General features: G+C 72.6%; 14 protein-coding genes and 1 riboswitch. Of the genes, 3 read left to right on the plus strand and 11 right to left on the minus strand.

Features of this window, described 5'->3' with window-relative positions; all coding sequences use genetic code 11:
• Nucleotides 1-203: 203 nt before the first annotated feature.
• From OG435_RS09780 to OG435_RS09790, 3 genes are all read left to right on the plus strand, one after another.
• Entirely contained in the window at nucleotides 204-1,310 is a 1,107-nt protein-coding gene (locus OG435_RS09780) for a serine hydrolase domain-containing protein (RefSeq protein ID WP_266876429.1), read from the plus strand.
• 33 nt (nucleotides 1,311-1,343) lie between these two features.
• Nucleotides 1,344-2,006: a uridine kinase family protein gene (locus tag OG435_RS09785; RefSeq protein ID WP_266876430.1), complete on the plus strand. Its 663-nt coding sequence runs from the start codon at nucleotides 1,344-1,346 to the stop codon at nucleotides 2,004-2,006.
• Nucleotides 2,007-2,406: 400 nt separating this feature from the next.
• Nucleotides 2,407-4,356 (plus strand): AAA family ATPase, encoded by a 1,950-nt coding sequence (locus tag OG435_RS09790; protein WP_266876431.1) that lies wholly within the window; start codon nucleotides 2,407-2,409, stop codon nucleotides 4,354-4,356.
• Between the two features lie 7 nt (nucleotides 4,357-4,363).
• Here OG435_RS09790 and OG435_RS09795 read toward each other — a convergent pair whose 3' ends face one another.
• The 11 genes from OG435_RS09795 to ribD form a co-directional block, all read right to left on the minus strand.
• A complete protein-coding gene (locus OG435_RS09795) occupies nucleotides 4,364-4,798 on the minus strand; it encodes a hypothetical protein (protein WP_266876432.1) in 435 nt (144 codons plus the stop codon).
• 86 nt (nucleotides 4,799-4,884) lie between these two features.
• Nucleotides 4,885-5,964: a hemolysin family protein gene (locus OG435_RS09800; protein WP_266876433.1), complete on the minus strand. Its 1,080-nt coding sequence runs from the start codon at nucleotides 5,962-5,964 to the stop codon at nucleotides 4,885-4,887.
• Entirely contained in the window at nucleotides 5,961-7,343 is a 1,383-nt protein-coding gene (locus OG435_RS09805) for a hemolysin family protein (RefSeq protein WP_266876434.1), read from the minus strand. Before OG435_RS09805 ends, OG435_RS09800 begins: the two co-directional genes overlap by 4 nt.
• 202 nt (nucleotides 7,344-7,545) lie before the next feature.
• The gene (locus OG435_RS09810) at nucleotides 7,546-8,010 is read right to left on the minus strand and encodes a PH domain-containing protein (RefSeq protein ID WP_266876435.1); all 465 of its coding nucleotides are present in this window, start codon (nucleotides 8,008-8,010) and stop codon (nucleotides 7,546-7,548) included.
• Nucleotides 8,011-8,078: 68 nt separating this feature from the next.
• Nucleotides 8,079-8,927: an ATP phosphoribosyltransferase gene (gene hisG, locus OG435_RS09815; protein ID WP_266876436.1), complete on the minus strand. Its 849-nt coding sequence runs from the start codon at nucleotides 8,925-8,927 to the stop codon at nucleotides 8,079-8,081.
• 110 nt (nucleotides 8,928-9,037) lie between these two features.
• The gene (locus OG435_RS09820) at nucleotides 9,038-9,316 is read right to left on the minus strand and encodes a phosphoribosyl-ATP diphosphatase (protein WP_266876437.1); all 279 of its coding nucleotides are present in this window, start codon (nucleotides 9,314-9,316) and stop codon (nucleotides 9,038-9,040) included.
• A gap of 32 nt (nucleotides 9,317-9,348) precedes the next feature.
• Complete coding sequence (gene ribH, locus OG435_RS09825; protein WP_150520523.1) at nucleotides 9,349-9,837, minus strand: 6,7-dimethyl-8-ribityllumazine synthase; 489 nt, start codon at nucleotides 9,835-9,837, stop codon at nucleotides 9,349-9,351.
• Nucleotides 9,838-9,909: 72 nt separating this feature from the next.
• Nucleotides 9,910-11,214: a bifunctional 3,4-dihydroxy-2-butanone-4-phosphate synthase/GTP cyclohydrolase II gene (locus OG435_RS09830; protein ID WP_266876438.1), complete on the minus strand. Its 1,305-nt coding sequence runs from the start codon at nucleotides 11,212-11,214 to the stop codon at nucleotides 9,910-9,912.
• Complete coding sequence (locus tag OG435_RS09835; protein WP_266876439.1) at nucleotides 11,211-11,864, minus strand: nicotinamide mononucleotide transporter family protein; 654 nt, start codon at nucleotides 11,862-11,864, stop codon at nucleotides 11,211-11,213. Before OG435_RS09835 ends, OG435_RS09830 begins: the two co-directional genes overlap by 4 nt.
• Entirely contained in the window at nucleotides 11,861-12,475 is a 615-nt protein-coding gene (locus tag OG435_RS09840) for a riboflavin synthase (protein WP_266876440.1), read from the minus strand. The genes OG435_RS09835 and OG435_RS09840 overlap by 4 nt, the downstream gene beginning before the upstream one ends.
• Complete coding sequence (gene ribD, locus OG435_RS09845; RefSeq protein ID WP_430625603.1) at nucleotides 12,476-13,633, minus strand: bifunctional diaminohydroxyphosphoribosylaminopyrimidine deaminase/5-amino-6-(5-phosphoribosylamino)uracil reductase RibD; 1,158 nt, start codon at nucleotides 13,631-13,633, stop codon at nucleotides 12,476-12,478. It abuts the gene before it with no gap.
• 151 nt (nucleotides 13,634-13,784) lie between these two features.
• Nucleotides 13,785-13,915, minus strand: a riboswitch (FMN riboswitch).
• Between the last annotated feature and the right edge of the window lie 26 nt (nucleotides 13,916-13,941).

Here is a 13,941-nt window from a genome sequence, read left to right on the forward strand (position 1 = left end):
GGGTCCGTTCCTAGGATGGAGGGAGAGGCCGAGGGGTGCCGGGTTCAGGGGTGATGCGTCATGCGCAGCTTCCGGGCCGTCCCCGTGATGGCCGCCGCCTCCCTGCTGCTGACCGCGCTGTGCGCGGGAACCGCACCCGGGCGGGTGGTGGGCGACGTCGACGCGGCCACCGCCGAACGGCTCGACGAGCCATCACCACGGCCATGCGGAAGGCGGACATCCCGGGGGTGGGCGTCGGCCTGTGGTTCGAAGGCGGAGGTTCCTACGAGCGGGCCTTCGGCACCGCCGACACCGGCACGGGCACGCCGATGAAGACCGGCCTCCACACCCGCATCGGCAGCGTCACCAAGACCTTCACGATCACGGCCGTCCTGCACCTGGTCGACCAGGGCGAGCTCAGCCTCGACGCCCCCGTCCTGCGGTACCTGCGGGGGCCCCTCGCCGCGCAGTTGGGGAAGGTTGCCGGCGCGGACAAGGTCACCGTCCGCCAGCTCGCGGAGATGCGCAGCGGGCTCTTCGACTACACCTCGGACACCGCCTGGCTGGCCGAACTCCAAGCCGATCCGACCCGCGGCTGGACCCCGCCGGAGGTCCTGGGCGTCGCGTTCGCGCACCCCATGGACTTCGCACCGGGCGCCAAGTGGGAGTACAGCAACACCAACACCGTGCTGCTCGGCGTGCTCGTGGAGCAGCTCAGCGGCCGGAGCCTCGCCGACTACCTGCGCGACCACGTGCTCGAACCGGTCGGGCTGGCGGACACCGCGCTTCCGAAGGGCGCCGAGATCCCGAGCCCGTACGCCCACGGCTACACGACGTTCTCGCCCGGCGGGAAACTCGTCGACGCCTCCTCGTGGAAACCCTCGTGGGGCTGGGCCGCCGGGGCCATGACCTCCACCCTGGACGATCTGCACACCTGGGTGCCCGCGCTGACCAGTGGGAGGACGGCGGGCGGGGATCCGCTCCTGCGGCCGGACACCCAGGCCGAGCGCATGCGGGTCCTTCCCACCGGGTACCCCGGCGTGGGCTACGGCCTCGGGATCGCCGAGGTGAACGGCTGGGTCGGGCACAACGGCGAGCTCCCGGGCTACGAGACGATCGCCGCCGGGCTCCCGAAGGACGGTGCGGTCCTCGTCGTCATCGTCAACTCGGACCAGGACGACGCGGTCAAGGATGCGGGGAGCCTCAGCTCCCTCATCGGCAGGACCGTCACCGAGATCGCCACTCCGGACCACGTGTGGTCGCTCCCGGCCGCCGCGCAGCCCGACGCGACGCCCGATGCCACGCCCGGTGCCCCCGCCTCCGGCGGCTGAGGGTGGGGCGGCCCGAGGCCATACGCTGGGTCCGTGGAGACTCAGCCATCACTTCCGTCGCTTTCGCCCCCTTCCCCGCTTCGGCCGCTCGCGCGCCAGATCACCGCGCTGCGGCCCTCCCTCGGACCCGTCCGCCTCGTCGGGATCGACGGGCACGCCGGGTCCGGGAAGAGCACCTTCGCCGGGGTGCTCGCCGAGGCGCTGGGCGGGGTTCCCGTGCTGCGGCTGGACGACGTGGCCACCCATGAGGAGCTGTTCGGCTGGATGGGGCGGCTACGCGCACAGGTGCTGGAGCCGCTCGCCGCCGGGCGGGCCGCGCACTGGGCCCCGTACGACTGGGTCGAGCGGCGGTTCGGTCCGGAGCGGGTGCTGGAGCCCGGTCCGGTGCTGCTGGTCGAGGGGGTCGGTGCCGGGCGGCGCGCCCTGCGCCCGCACCTGGCGCGGCTGCTGTGGATGGAGACCCCGCGTGCGAAGTCCTGGGGCCGCGGGCGCGACCGTGACGGGCGCGAACTGTCCGACTTCTGGGACGGATGGGAGCGCGCGGAGCTCGCGCACTTCTCGGATGATCCTTCGCGCCCCTTCGCGGACACCCTGGTGCGGCAGAGCAGTACGGGATACGAGTGGACTTCCGGGGCTGCCGGGGCGGCCCTCACCGGTGCCCGTGTGACTGAGGGTGACGAGGTCCCCCAGGCCTGAAGGGCGACGGAAAGGCCCTCCCTGCGGGTGCCTCCCGGCCGCTTGACCCGGGGGCCGGGACGGCCTTACGTTCTGAAGAAGCGGCCCTCACCGGCCGCCGCGGACGCGAAGCCCCCGATTGTTCCCCCGTGATCGGGGGCTTCGTTCTGCCCCCGATTCCCCGTCGGGTCCCGTCCTGCACTCCTCCGTCGCGGCGTCGCACGGGGCGCATCCCGGCGATTTTCTCACCCTGCGTCACCGTGGACCGCCCGGATACCCGCCCCGCGGGTCTTCGACGCACCCTACGTAAGGTGCGTAACCGCAGGTACGATGCACCCCTGATTTCATCGGCGCAGGGACAACTCGCGTACGCATCGCGGGGGTTGCTGGGCACCACGGGGGCAGGCTTGTGGGGGATGTGATGGACTTCGCCGCGCACGGCAGCAGCGCGCACGCCCCGGCCGAACTCGCCTGGCTGCGAGGAGTGGACGCCTGCACGATGGGCGCCTACCCGCAGGCCGAGGAGGAGTTCCGGGCGGCCGTACGACTGGATCCCGCCATGGCCGACGCCTGGCTGGGCCTGCACGCGCTCCGCGTCGACACCACGAACGCGTTATTGCGCATGTACGCCCACCGGGACCGCTTCGGGGAGCAGCGGGCCCGCCACCGGCGGACGCTGAACTCCTGGTACTGGCTGGGCTGGTGGGTGCAGCCGGTCCTGGAGACCCGGCGGGACCTGCTGCTGGCGCACGCCTCGCACTGGCTGGACGGGCGCCACGTCCCCGAGCTGGACCAGGCACTTGCCGCTCTGCCGCCCGTGGACACCGACCCCCAGGTGCGCTTCCTGCACGCCTGCCGGGCCTACCTGGTCAAGGACTGGGAGCAGTTGGTCCGCTCCACCGAATCGCTGGTCGACGATCCGCTCCTGGGCATCGAGGCGGGCCTGTTCGGCGGGATGGCGCGGGTCCGGCTGGAGATGTACGGGCAGGCCGAGCCGCTGCTGTCGGCCTCGCTGATGCGCTGCCGCAGCGAGCAGCCCCAGCGCAAGGAGCTGCGGTACTGGCTGGCGCGGGCGCACGAGGGGACCGGGCGCAGCGCCGCGGCCCTGCCGCTGTACCGGGCGGTGCACCGGGTGGACCCGGCGTTCATGGACACGGCGGCCCGGCTGACGGCGATCGAGGACAGCGAGGACGCCGACGGCCTGGCCGGGTTCGCGAGCGGCGCGGGCTACGAGGCCTTCGGCGGGCACGGAGCGGCCCCGTCGGGCGGTGACTTCGCGGCGGTGGCGCTGGGCGGCGGTCCGGTCCAGGGGATCGCCGCGGACGGGCAGCCGGACGCGGACCCGCTGTCGGCGGCCGACCCGCCGGAGCCGCGGCACGGCCCGGGGGCGCCGGGGCCCGGCGCGGGTCTGCCGGCCGGGGTACGGCACAAGGCCTCGCTGCCCGCTCAGCCGGGACCGGTGGGACTGCCGGCCGGGCCGGCGGATCCGGCGGCGCTGGCCGAGGCGCTCGCGGAGCTGGAGCGGATGGTGGGCCTGGAGCCGGTCAAACGGCAGGTGAAGGCGCTCTCCGCGCAGCTGCACATGGCCAGGCTGCGGACGGGGCAGGGGCTGCCGGTGCAGCCGCCGAAACGGCACTTCGTCTTCTCCGGGCCCTCGGGCACCGGCAAGACCACGGTGGCGCGGATCCTGGGCCGGGTCTTCTACGCGCTGGGCCTGCTCGGCGGCGACCACCTCGTCGAGGCCGGGCGCGCGGACCTGGTCGGCGAGTTCCTCGGGCAGACCGCCGTGAAGGCGAACGAGCTGATCGACTCGGCGATCGGCGGGGTGCTGTTCGTGGACGAGGCGTACAGCCTCTCCAACTCCGGCTACAGCAAGGGCGACGCGTACGGCGACGAGGCCCTGCAGGTGCTGCTGAAGCGGGCGGAGGACAACCGGGATCACCTGGTCGTGATCCTCGCGGGCTATCCGGCGGGGATGGACCGGCTGCTCGCCACGAATCCGGGGTTGTCCTCGCGGTTCACCACCCGGGTGGACTTCCCCAGCTACCGGCCGCTGGAGCTCACCTCGATCGGCGGGGTGCTGGCGGACGCGAACGGGGACCGGTGGGACGCGGAGGCGCTGGAGGAGCTGCGGAGCATCAGCGGGCACGTGGTGGAGCAGGGGTGGATCGACGAGCTGGGCAACGGGCGGTTCCTGCGCACGCTGTACGAGAAGAGCTGCGCGTACCGGGACCTGCGGTTGTCCGGCTTCGCCGGTGATCCCTCGCGGGAGGACCTGTCCACCCTGCGGCTGGCGGACCTGATGCAGGCCTACGGGGAGGTCCTGTCGGGCCGCGGCCCCCAGGAGCGGCCGGAGCCGCCGCCGCTGTGAGGACGGCCTACGGCATGTCCGGCGGCGGGCCGGAGCAGGCCGCGAAGGCGTTGAGGACCATGAGGGCGATGACCGCGGCGATGAGGAACCAGCCGCCCCAGAGGGGCCGTCCGCCGTACTGCTCGGCCCACTGCTCGTCCGCCCCGCCGTCGCCCAGCCTGCCTTGCAGCAGCGCCCGGACCCGGTCCGCGAACTCCGGTTCCGCCGCCGCGCGTTCGCTCAGGACCGATGCGAGTGCGAGGGCCGCGGCCGGTGCGCAGGGTTCGCGGTCGAAGGCCGCGACGGCGCCGACCCGTTCGGCCGGCAGCCCGTCGAGGATCACCTCGCGCAGCCGGCGCACCACCGGGGAGGGTGCGTCGGGGTCCTCCCGCAGCAGGTCCAGCACCTCGCGGGCCATGGCCCGGAACTCCGGCTCCCCGTCGTCGTGTTCACCGGATCGCATGAACGCCCCCTCCCGCCGCCTCCTCACGAGTATGGCGGCCCGACGCCGTTGCCGGACCCCTCGCGCGAGGGGTCCGGCGGCGGGCGTCAGCCGGTGAGCGCACCCTCCGAGCGGAGTTCGGGCCTGCGAGCCTGCGGCGCCATGCGGTGGGCCGGGTCGCGGACCTCGCCGACCAGCGTTTCCAGTACGTCCTCCATGGCGACCAGGCCCAGGACCCGGCCCGAGGGGTCGGCGACCTGCGCCAGGTGCGTCGCGTCGCGGCGCATCACCGTCAGGGCGTCGTCCAGCGGGAGCGTGGAGCAGACCGTGGTCATGCGGCGCCAGACCCGCTGGGGCACGGCCCGTTCCCGGTCCTCCAGGTCCAGTACGTCCTTCACGTGCAGGTAGCCCATGAAGGCACCGCTCTCGGCGCGGACGGGGAACCGGGAGTACCCGGTGCGGACCGTCAGCTGCTCGATCTGGCGCGGGGTGACGGCCGGGCCGACCGTGACCAGCCGGTCCGGGGCGAGGAGGACGTCGGTGACCGGGCGGCTGCCCAGCTCCAGCGCGTCCTCCAGGCGCTCCTGTTCCACCGGCTCCAGCAGACCGGCCTGCCGGGAGTCCTTGAGCAGGCGGCCGAGCTGGGCCGAGGTGTAGACGGCCTCGACCTCGTCCTTGGGCTCCACCTTGAAGAGCCGCAGGATCAGCGTGGCGCAGGCGCCCAGCGCCGTGGTGACCGGTCCGCAGACCCGGGCGAAGGCGACCAGGCCCGGGCTGAACCACAGGGCCGTCCTCTCGGGGGCGGCCATGGCGAGGTTCTTGGGGACCATCTCGCCGATGACCAGGTGCAGGAAGATCACCGCGGTGAGGGCCACCGCGTAGCCCAGCGGGTGGATCAGGCCCTCGGGCACGTGGGCGGCGTGGAAGACGGGCTCCAGGAGCCGGGCCACGGTGGGTTCGGCCACGGCGCCGAGGGTGAGCGAGCACATGGTGATGCCGAACTGCGCGGCGGCCATCATGCGCGGCAGGTTCTCCAGGCCGTGGAGCACCTGGCGGGCCCGCTTGGAGCCGGCGGCCAGGGGTTCGATCTGGCTGCGGCGTACGGAGACGAGCGCGAACTCGGCGCCGACGAAGAAGCCGTTGGCCAGGACGAGGAGCAGGGCGAACAGCAGTTGGAGCGCGTTCACCGGCCACCCACCTGCGCCAGCTCTGCAGGGGCGGGTACCGAACCGAGCCGGTCGGGGCCGAGCCCGTCGGGAGCGGTGCGCACGAGGCGGACCCGCTCCGCGCGGTAGCGGCGGACCTGGCGCACGGAGAGCTTCCAGCCGGGTAGTTCGGCGCGGTCCCCGGGGGCAGGGATGCGGCCGAGCAGGTCGGCGACGAGTCCGGCGACGGTCTCGTACGGGCCTTCGGGGACCTCCAGGCCTATGCGGCGCAGGGTCTGCACGCGGCAGCTCCCGTCGGCCTCCCAGGAGGGGCGGCCGTCCTCGGCGGGCACGGCGGCCAGTTCGGGGCTGCCGTCCTCCGCGAGGTCGTGCTCGTCGCGGACTTCGCCGACGAGCTCCTCCACGATGTCCTCCAGGGTGACGACGCCGGCGGTGCCGCCGTACTCGTCGACGACCACGGCCATGGGCTGTTCGCTGCGCAGCCGTTCCAGCAGCGGCTGCACCGGCAGGGAGCCGGGCACCAGCAGCGGGGCCACGCAGATCCCGCTGACGCTGGTGCGGGCGCGCTCGGCTTCGGGCACGGCGAGGGCGTCCTTGAGGTGGACGACCCCGGTGATCTCGTCGATGCGCTCGCGGTAGACGGGGAAGCGGGACAGGCCCGTGGCGCGGGTCAGGTTCAGCACGTCGGCCGCGGTGGCCGTGTGCTGGAGGGCGCTGACCTTGACCCGGGGGGTCATGACCAGCTGCGCCGTGAGCTCGCCCAGCGAGATGGTCCGTACGAAGAGGTCGGCGGTGTCCTGTTCCAGGGCGCCGGCCTGGGCCGAATGGCGGACCAGGGAGACCAGTTCGCCGGGGGTCCGGGCGGAGGCCATCTCCTCGGTGGGCTCCACGCCGAGCGCCCGGACGAGCCGGTTGGCGACGGCGTTGAGGCCCGCGATGACGGGCCGGAAGACCCGGGAGAAGACGTGCTGCGGGCCGGCCACGAAGCGGGCCACCTGGAGCGGCCGGGAGACGGCCCAGTTCTTCGGGACGAGCTCGCCGACGACCATCTGGACGGCGGAGGCGAGCAGCATGCCGATGACGACGGCCACGCCGGGTACGGCGCCCTTGGGGAGGCCGGTCGCTTCGAGCGGCCCGGCCAGCAGGGCGGCGAGGGCGGGCTCGGCGAGCATGCCGACCACGAGGGAGGTGATGGTGATGCCGAGCTGGGTGCCGGAGAGCTGGAAGGACAGCTCCCGCAGGGCTGCGACGACCGTGCGTGCACGGCGGTCGCCCTCGGCCGCGGCGCGTTCGGCCTCGGGTCTCTCGACGGTGACGAGGCCGAATTCGGCCGCCACGAAGAAACCGTTGGCGAGGATCAGGGCGAATGCCGCCACGAGCAGGAGTAGCGGGATGGTCATGCCGCCGCCTCCGGGGGGAGGGCGGCGCGTGTACTACCGGACGATCCGTCCATTGCTGGAGGGAGTCACTCCTCAGGTCGATGGTGCCCACGGGCCACGGGGTCCCGGGGCGTGTGGGAGGGCACGCAGGTGCGCGCCCCGCCCACCAGGTTAGTCATTGGGACCGCCGCCGCAATGGGACGCAGCGTTAGGTGGGCCGGGCTCAGTCGTTCTTCGAGCCGGTTCCACGGGCTTCGGCCAGGGCGCGCAGGGTGCGCGCGTCGGCGATCGCCTGGGCCTTGGCGACCCCCGGCTGGATGCCGAGGGCGGGCAGGCTGGTGCCGTCGCTCAGGTCGAGGAACACCCAGGCGTCGCCGGGGCGGAGGTTGACGCGCAGGATCTGCGCCCACTCCAGGCGGCGGGTGGTGGTGAGGTTGACGACCGTGACCCCGGCCTCGTCGGCGACCACCTTGGGGCGGCTGAGCAGGACGAGGACGGAGGAGAGCAGGGCCGCGGTGAAGACGAAGGCGATCCGCTCACCGGGGTGCAGGGTCTCGAGGATCAGCGCGATCGCGGTGATCGTCACGAACATGGCGGCGCCCACGCCCAGCAGGACGGCCCGGGTGCGGGTCGGCCGGAAGGTGACCGGCAGGGCGGGCGGTGCGGGCTGGGCGGTGGCGTCGGCCATGTTCGTCAGGTGCCTTCGGGTGGTGCCGGATGGAGGCGGGTGTGCGCGGCGGAGCGCCGGCGGACCCGTCAGAGGCGGCAGGCGTGGATCGAGGTGGTGAGGATCGCGCGCGCGCCCAGCTCGTACAGGTCGTCCATGATCCGCTGGGCCTCCTTGGCGGGGACCATGGCGCGGACGGCGACCCAGCCCTCGTTGTGCAGCGGGGAGACGGTCGGCGACTCCAGGCCCGGGGTGAGGGCGACGGCGCGCTCCAGGTGCTCGGCGCGGCAGTCGTAGTCCATCATCACGTAGCTGCGGGCGACCAGGACGCCCTGGAGGCGGCGCAGGAACTGCTGGGCCCGCGGGTCCTCCGGGTCGGTGCCGTTGCCGCGGATGACGACGGCCTCGGAGGTCATGATCGGCTCGCCGATGACCTCCAGTCCGGCGTTGCGCAGGCTGGTGCCGGTCTCGACGACGTCGGCGATGATCTGGGCGACGCCGAGCTGGATGGCGGTCTCGACCGCGCCGTCGAGGTGGACGACGGAGGCCTCGATGCCCTGGTCGGCGAGGTGCTTCGCGACGATTCCCTCGTACGAGGTCGCGATGGTCATCCCGTGGAAGTCCTCGGGGCCCTTCGCGGTGCCGGGGATGGTGGCGTAGCGGAAGGTGGAGCGGCCGAAGTTCAGCGGCAGGATCTCCTCGGCGCTGGCGCCGGAGTCGAGCAGCAGGTCGCGGCCGGTGATGCCGATGTCGAGCTTGCCGGAGGACACGTAGATCGCGATGTCCTTGGGGCGGAGGTAGAAGAACTCCACCTCGTTCTCGGGGTCGACGACCACGAGCTCCTTGGACTCCTTGCGCATCCGGTAGCCGGCCTCATGGAGCATCGCCGACGCCGGTCCGGAGAGTGAACCCTTGTTGGGGACGGCGATGCGCAGCATGGGGCTTCCTTTGGTGCGTAGGTGCGAAAGGGTGTGCTGGTACGGGTACGGACGCGCGGACGCCCCGGCAGGATGTGCCGGGGCCCGCGCGGCCTGGGAACTGCTCCGGCCTAGAGGTGCGCGTAGACGTCTTCGAGGGTGATCCCGCGCGCCACCATCATCACCTGGACGTGGTAGAGCAGCTGGGAGATCTCCTCGGCGGCGGCTTCCTTGCCCTCGTACTCGGCGGCCATCCAGACTTCGGCGGCCTCCTCGACGACCTTCTTGCCGATGGCATGGACACCCTTGCCGACCAGCTCGGCGGTACGGGAGGTGCTCGGGTCACCGTTGGCCTTGAGCTGGAGCTCGGTGAAGAGCTCTTCGAAGCTCTTGGGGGTTTTGTTCGCCATGATGGTCCTCAGAATACGGGGTCCGCGGCTGCCTACTGGCGCCAGGGTTCGCTGACGGTCCGCAGGGTCATGGCGGTGGAGACGGCGGCGGTGACCGCTTCGTGCCCCTTGTCCTCGTTCGACCCCTCGAGCCCGGCGCGGTCCAGCGCCTGCTCGTCGTTGTCGCAGGTCAGTACGCCGAAGCCGACGGGGACTCCGGTGTCGATCGACACCTGTACCAGGCCCTGGGTGACGCCCTGGCAGACGTAGTCGAAGTGCGGGGTGCCGCCGCGGATGACCACGCCGAGGGCGACGATGGCATCGTAACCGCGACCGGCCAGTACCTTCGCCACGACCGGGAGCTCGAAGCTGCCCGGGACCCTCAGCAGGGTGGGCTCGTCGATCCCCAGCTCGTGCAGGGCCCGCAGGGCGCCGTCCACCAGGCCGTCCATGACCTTCTCGTGCCACTGGGCCGCGATGACGGCGACGCGCAGGTCTCCGCAGTTCTTCACGCTCAGTTCGGGTGCGCCCTTGCCGCTCACAGCTCTGCTCCTCGTTGCGATTCGTGTGGTGTTACCGCGTGGGTGGTGCTCTGGGTGGTGCTCGGGTTGGTGTTACTGGTTGCCGCAGGCGGACGCGGGCGGGGCCCCGTCCAGCCAGGGCAGGTCGTGGCCCATCCGGTCCCGCTTGGTGCGCAGGTAGCGCAGGTTGTGCTCGCCCGCTTCCATGGGCATCGGCTCCCGGTCGGAAACCTTGATGCCGTGGCTGATGAGGGCCGCCGACTTCTCGGGGTTGTTGGTCAGCAGCCGGACGCTGTGGACGCCGAGGTCGGCGAGCATCTGCGCGCCCGCCCCGTAGTCGCGGGCGTCGGCCGGCAGGCCCAGTTCCAGGTTGGCGTCGAGGGTGTCGCGGCCGCGCTCCTGGAGTTCGTACGCGCGCAGCTTGGACAGCAGCCCGATGCCTCGGCCCTCGTGGCCGCGCAGGTAGACGATGACTCCGCGGCCGGCGGCCTGGACCCGCTCCATGGCGGTGTGCAGCTGGGGGCCGCAGTCGCAGCGCTGCGACTGGAAGATGTCCCCGGTCAGGCATTCGGAGTGCATGCGGACCAGGACGTCCTCGCCGTCGCCGATCTCGCCGTGGACGAGGGCGACGTGCTCGACGCCGTCGACGGTGGAGCGGAACCCGTACGCGGTGAAGTGGCCGAAGGAGGTCGGCAGGCTGACCTGGGCCTCGCGGCGCACGGTCGGCTCGGCGGAGCGGCGGTAGGCGATCAGGTCCTCGATGGAGATGATCGTCAGTCCGTGCTTGCGGGCGAACGGGATCAGCTCGGGCAGCCGCAGCATGACGCCGTCCTCGCCGGCGATCTCCACGATGGCGCCGGCCGGGCGCAGGCCCGCGAGGCGGGCGAGGTCGACGGCGGCCTCGGTGTGGCCGTTGCGGACCAGGACGCCGCCGGGCTTGGCGCGCAGCGGGAAGACGTGCCCGGGGCGGACGAAGTCGCCGGGGCCCGAGACCCCGTCGGCCAGGAGGCGCAGGGTGGTGGCGCGGTCGGCGGCCGAGATGCCGGTGGTGACGCCGTGGGCGCCGCTCGCGTCGACGGAGACGGTGAAGGCGGTCTGCATCGACTCGGTGTTGTGCTGGACCATCTGGGGCAGTTCGAGCCGCTCCAGCTCGTCGCCCTCCAGCGGGGCGCAGATCAGGCCGCGGCACTCGCTCATCATGAACGCGATGATCTCGGGGGTAGCCTTCTCGGCCGCGATGACGAGGTCGCCCTCGTTCTCGCGGTCCTCGTCGTCGACGACGACCACCGGACGGCCGGCCGCGATGTCGCGGATGGCCTGCTCCACGGGGTCGAGCCGGAAGGTCTCTTCGAGCTCGACGCCGGGCACGGGCTTCAGGACGGGGTTCGGGGAGGTCATGCCGTTGCTCCTTCCAGAGCCGGGGCGGGGTTGGTGCGCGAGCGGAGCCACCAGTCGCGCATGCCCCACAGGACGAGCGCGCCGTAGATGACGTAGACGAAACCGGAGAACGCGTAGCCGTTGGCGAAGTTCAGGGGCACGCCGACCAGGTCGACCAGGAGCCAGGCGAACCAGAACTCGACCATGCCGCGCGACTGGGCGTACATGGCGACGATCGTGCCGACGAAGATGTAGGCGTCGGGCCAGGGGTCCCAGGACAGGGCCGGGTAGGCGGTGAAGAGGAGGGCGACGGCGACGGTGCCGACGGCGGCCGCGGCCACCAGGACACCGCGTTCGCGCCAGGTGGCGAAGCGGACGGCGAGCCCGCCGTCCTGGGCCTGCTGCCGGCCCCGGTTCCACTGGGCGTAGCCCCACGCGGCGACGAGCATGACGACGACCTGCTTGCCGGCGCTGCCGGACAGGTGGCCGGCGGCGAAGGCCACGAAGAGGATCACGCCGGAGAGGAACTGGGCGGGCCAGGTCCATATGGAGCGCCGCCAGCCGAGGGCGAGGGCGATGAGACCGATCGTGTTGCCGATCATGTCGGACCACTTGATGTGCTGGTCGAAGGCGGTGAACGCCTCCGAGTTCAGCCAGTTCAGGGCGCTCATCGTGCCGTCTCCCCCTGTCCGCCGTTCGCGCCGAGCAGCCGCTCCACGTACTTCGCCAGGACGTCGACCTCGAGGTTGACCGGGTCGCCGGGCTTCTTGATGCCCAGGGTGGTCAGCGCGAGGGTGGTGGGGATGAGGCTGATGGTGAACCAGTCGGCGGCGGCCTCGACCACGGTGAGGCTGACGCCGTCGACCGTGATGGAGCCCTTCTCGACCACGTAGCGGGAGAGGTTCTCCGGGAGGGCGACCTTGACGATCTCCCAGTGCTCGGAGGGGGTCCGGTCGAGGATCGTGCCGGTTCCGTCCACGTGCCCCTGGACCAGGTGGCCGCCGAGGCGCCCGCCGAGCGCCATCGGGCGCTCCAGGTTGACCCGGGAGCCCTGGGTGAGGGCGCCGAGGCTGGAACGGTTGAAGGTCTCCTGCATGACGTCGGCGGTGAACTCGCCGTCACCGGTCTCCACGACCGTCAGGCAGACGCCGTTCACGGCGATGGAGTCCCCGTGCTTGGCGTCCTCGGTGACGACCGGGCCGCGCAGGCGGAAGCGGGAGGCTTCGGCGAGCTCCTCGACGGCGACGACCTCGCCCAGTTCTTCGACGATTCCGGTGAACACTCAGTGCTCCTTGAGGGCAGTGGGGGCGGAGGGGGCCGACGCGGGGACGGCGGTGACGCGGATGTCCGTGCCGATGCGGACGGTTTCGGTGATCCGGAGCCGGAGCGCGTCGGCGAGGGTGCCGATGCCGGCGTCGGCGAGGGCGAGCGGGCCCGCGCCGAGGAGGACGGGGGCCAGGTAGCCGACGACCTTGTCGACGGCCCCGGCGGCGACGAAGGCGCCGGCCAGGGTGGGGCCGCCTTCGAGGAGGACGGAGCGGATGCCGCGCCCGAACAGCTCGCGCAGCAGGGCGTCCACGGAGATCCCGTACTTGTCGTACGGGAGCCGGGCCAGCTCCACTCCGGCGAGGTGGCGGGTGTCGGCATCCTCGGCGACGACGATCAGGGTGGGAGCGGCCTCGTCCAGCACCCGGGCGGTGGGCCGGATGGTGGCGTGGGTGTCCAGGACCACGCGCAGGGGCTGGTCGGCGGCGGTGAAACCGTCGATCCCCCGGACCGCGAGGTGCGGGTCGTCGGCGCGCAGGGTGCCGGAGCCCACGACGACGGCGTCGGACTCGGCGCGCAGCCGGTGGACGTCGGCGCGGGACTCGGGCGAGCTGATCCAGCGGCTGGTGCCGTCGGCGGCCGCGATGCGGCCGTCGAGGGTCGCGGCGTACTTCCACAGGATGTACGGGCGGCCCAGGCGTACGGAGGTCAGCCAGGCGGCGTTGCCCGCCTCGGCCTCCTCGGCGAGCAGTCCGGCGGCGGTGTCGACCCCGGCGGCGCGCAGGGTGGCGCCGCCGCCGCTGGCCTGCGGGTTCGGGTCGGAGACCGCGTAGACCACGCGGGCGATCCCGGCGGCGACGAGGGCCTGCGCGCAGGGCCCCGTACGACCGGTGTGGTTGCAGGGTTCGAGGGTGACGTAGGCGGTGCCGCCGCGGGCCGCCGCGCCGGCCGCGTGCAGGGCGTGGATCTCGGCGTGCGGGCCGCCGGCCCGCTCGTGCCAGCCTTCGCCCACGACGGCGCCGGAGGCGTCGGTGATGACGCAGCCGACGACGGGGTTGGGGCTGGTGGAGCCGAGTCCGCGGGCGGCGAGCTCGATGGCTCGGCGCATGGCGCGGGTGCCCGCGTCGGGTGCTGCGTGCGCGGCGTGTGTCGCCACCGGGTCCTCCTGCCTCATCGGGCACGGACTCCGGGGCCTGTCGGGATACGACAGATGAAGCGGGTAGCACACGCGGGGACGCCGAGGCCGGAAACGCGGTCCGTTCGACGGCACGCCCCGAGGGATGTGCCGGTGGACCGCCGACGGCGGCGTACCGGTGACTGGCCCGCCGCGCACTGCCTCCCATCCGGACTTTAACCGTCGGTCCAGGAATTTCACCTGGTCAACCGGCCGCTGGCTGCGGACGGGTCGCGGACTATAACCGCCGGTTCGGAATTACACCGACCCCGGAGTGCGCTGCTACTGGTACTGAAGCCAGTGTGCCA

The sequence above is a fragment of the Streptomyces sp. NBC_01264 genome, from assembly GCF_026340675.1.
Classification (GTDB): domain Bacteria; phylum Actinomycetota; class Actinomycetes; order Streptomycetales; family Streptomycetaceae; genus Streptomyces.

What these genes read in the sequence shown, in the direction of transcription:
- hisG (WP_266876436.1), bottom strand. Translation starts at nt 8,927, where the DNA reads ATGCTGCGCATCGCCGTCCCCAACAAGGGTTCACTCTCCGGACCGGCG.
- OG435_RS09835 (WP_266876439.1), bottom strand. Translation starts at nt 11,864, where the DNA reads ATGAGCGCCCTGAACTGGCTGAACTCGGAGGCGTTCACCGCCTTCGAC.
- OG435_RS09780 (WP_266876429.1), top strand. Translation starts at nt 204, where the DNA reads ATGCGGAAGGCGGACATCCCGGGGGTGGGCGTCGGCCTGTGGTTCGAA.
- OG435_RS09805 (WP_266876434.1), bottom strand. Translation starts at nt 7,343, where the DNA reads ATGACCATCCCGCTACTCCTGCTCGTGGCGGCATTCGCCCTGATCCTC.
- OG435_RS09795 (WP_266876432.1), bottom strand. Translation starts at nt 4,798, where the DNA reads ATGCGATCCGGTGAACACGACGACGGGGAGCCGGAGTTCCGGGCCATG.
- OG435_RS09820 (WP_266876437.1), bottom strand. Translation starts at nt 9,316, where the DNA reads ATGGCGAACAAAACCCCCAAGAGCTTCGAAGAGCTCTTCACCGAGCTC.
- OG435_RS09790 (WP_266876431.1), top strand. Translation starts at nt 2,407, where the DNA reads ATGGACTTCGCCGCGCACGGCAGCAGCGCGCACGCCCCGGCCGAACTC.
- ribD (WP_430625603.1), bottom strand. Translation starts at nt 13,633, where the DNA reads ATGAGGCAGGAGGACCCGGTGGCGACACACGCCGCGCACGCAGCACCC.
- OG435_RS09830 (WP_266876438.1), bottom strand. Translation starts at nt 11,214, where the DNA reads ATGACCTCCCCGAACCCCGTCCTGAAGCCCGTGCCCGGCGTCGAGCTC.
- OG435_RS09810 (WP_266876435.1), bottom strand. Translation starts at nt 8,010, where the DNA reads ATGGCCGACGCCACCGCCCAGCCCGCACCGCCCGCCCTGCCGGTCACC.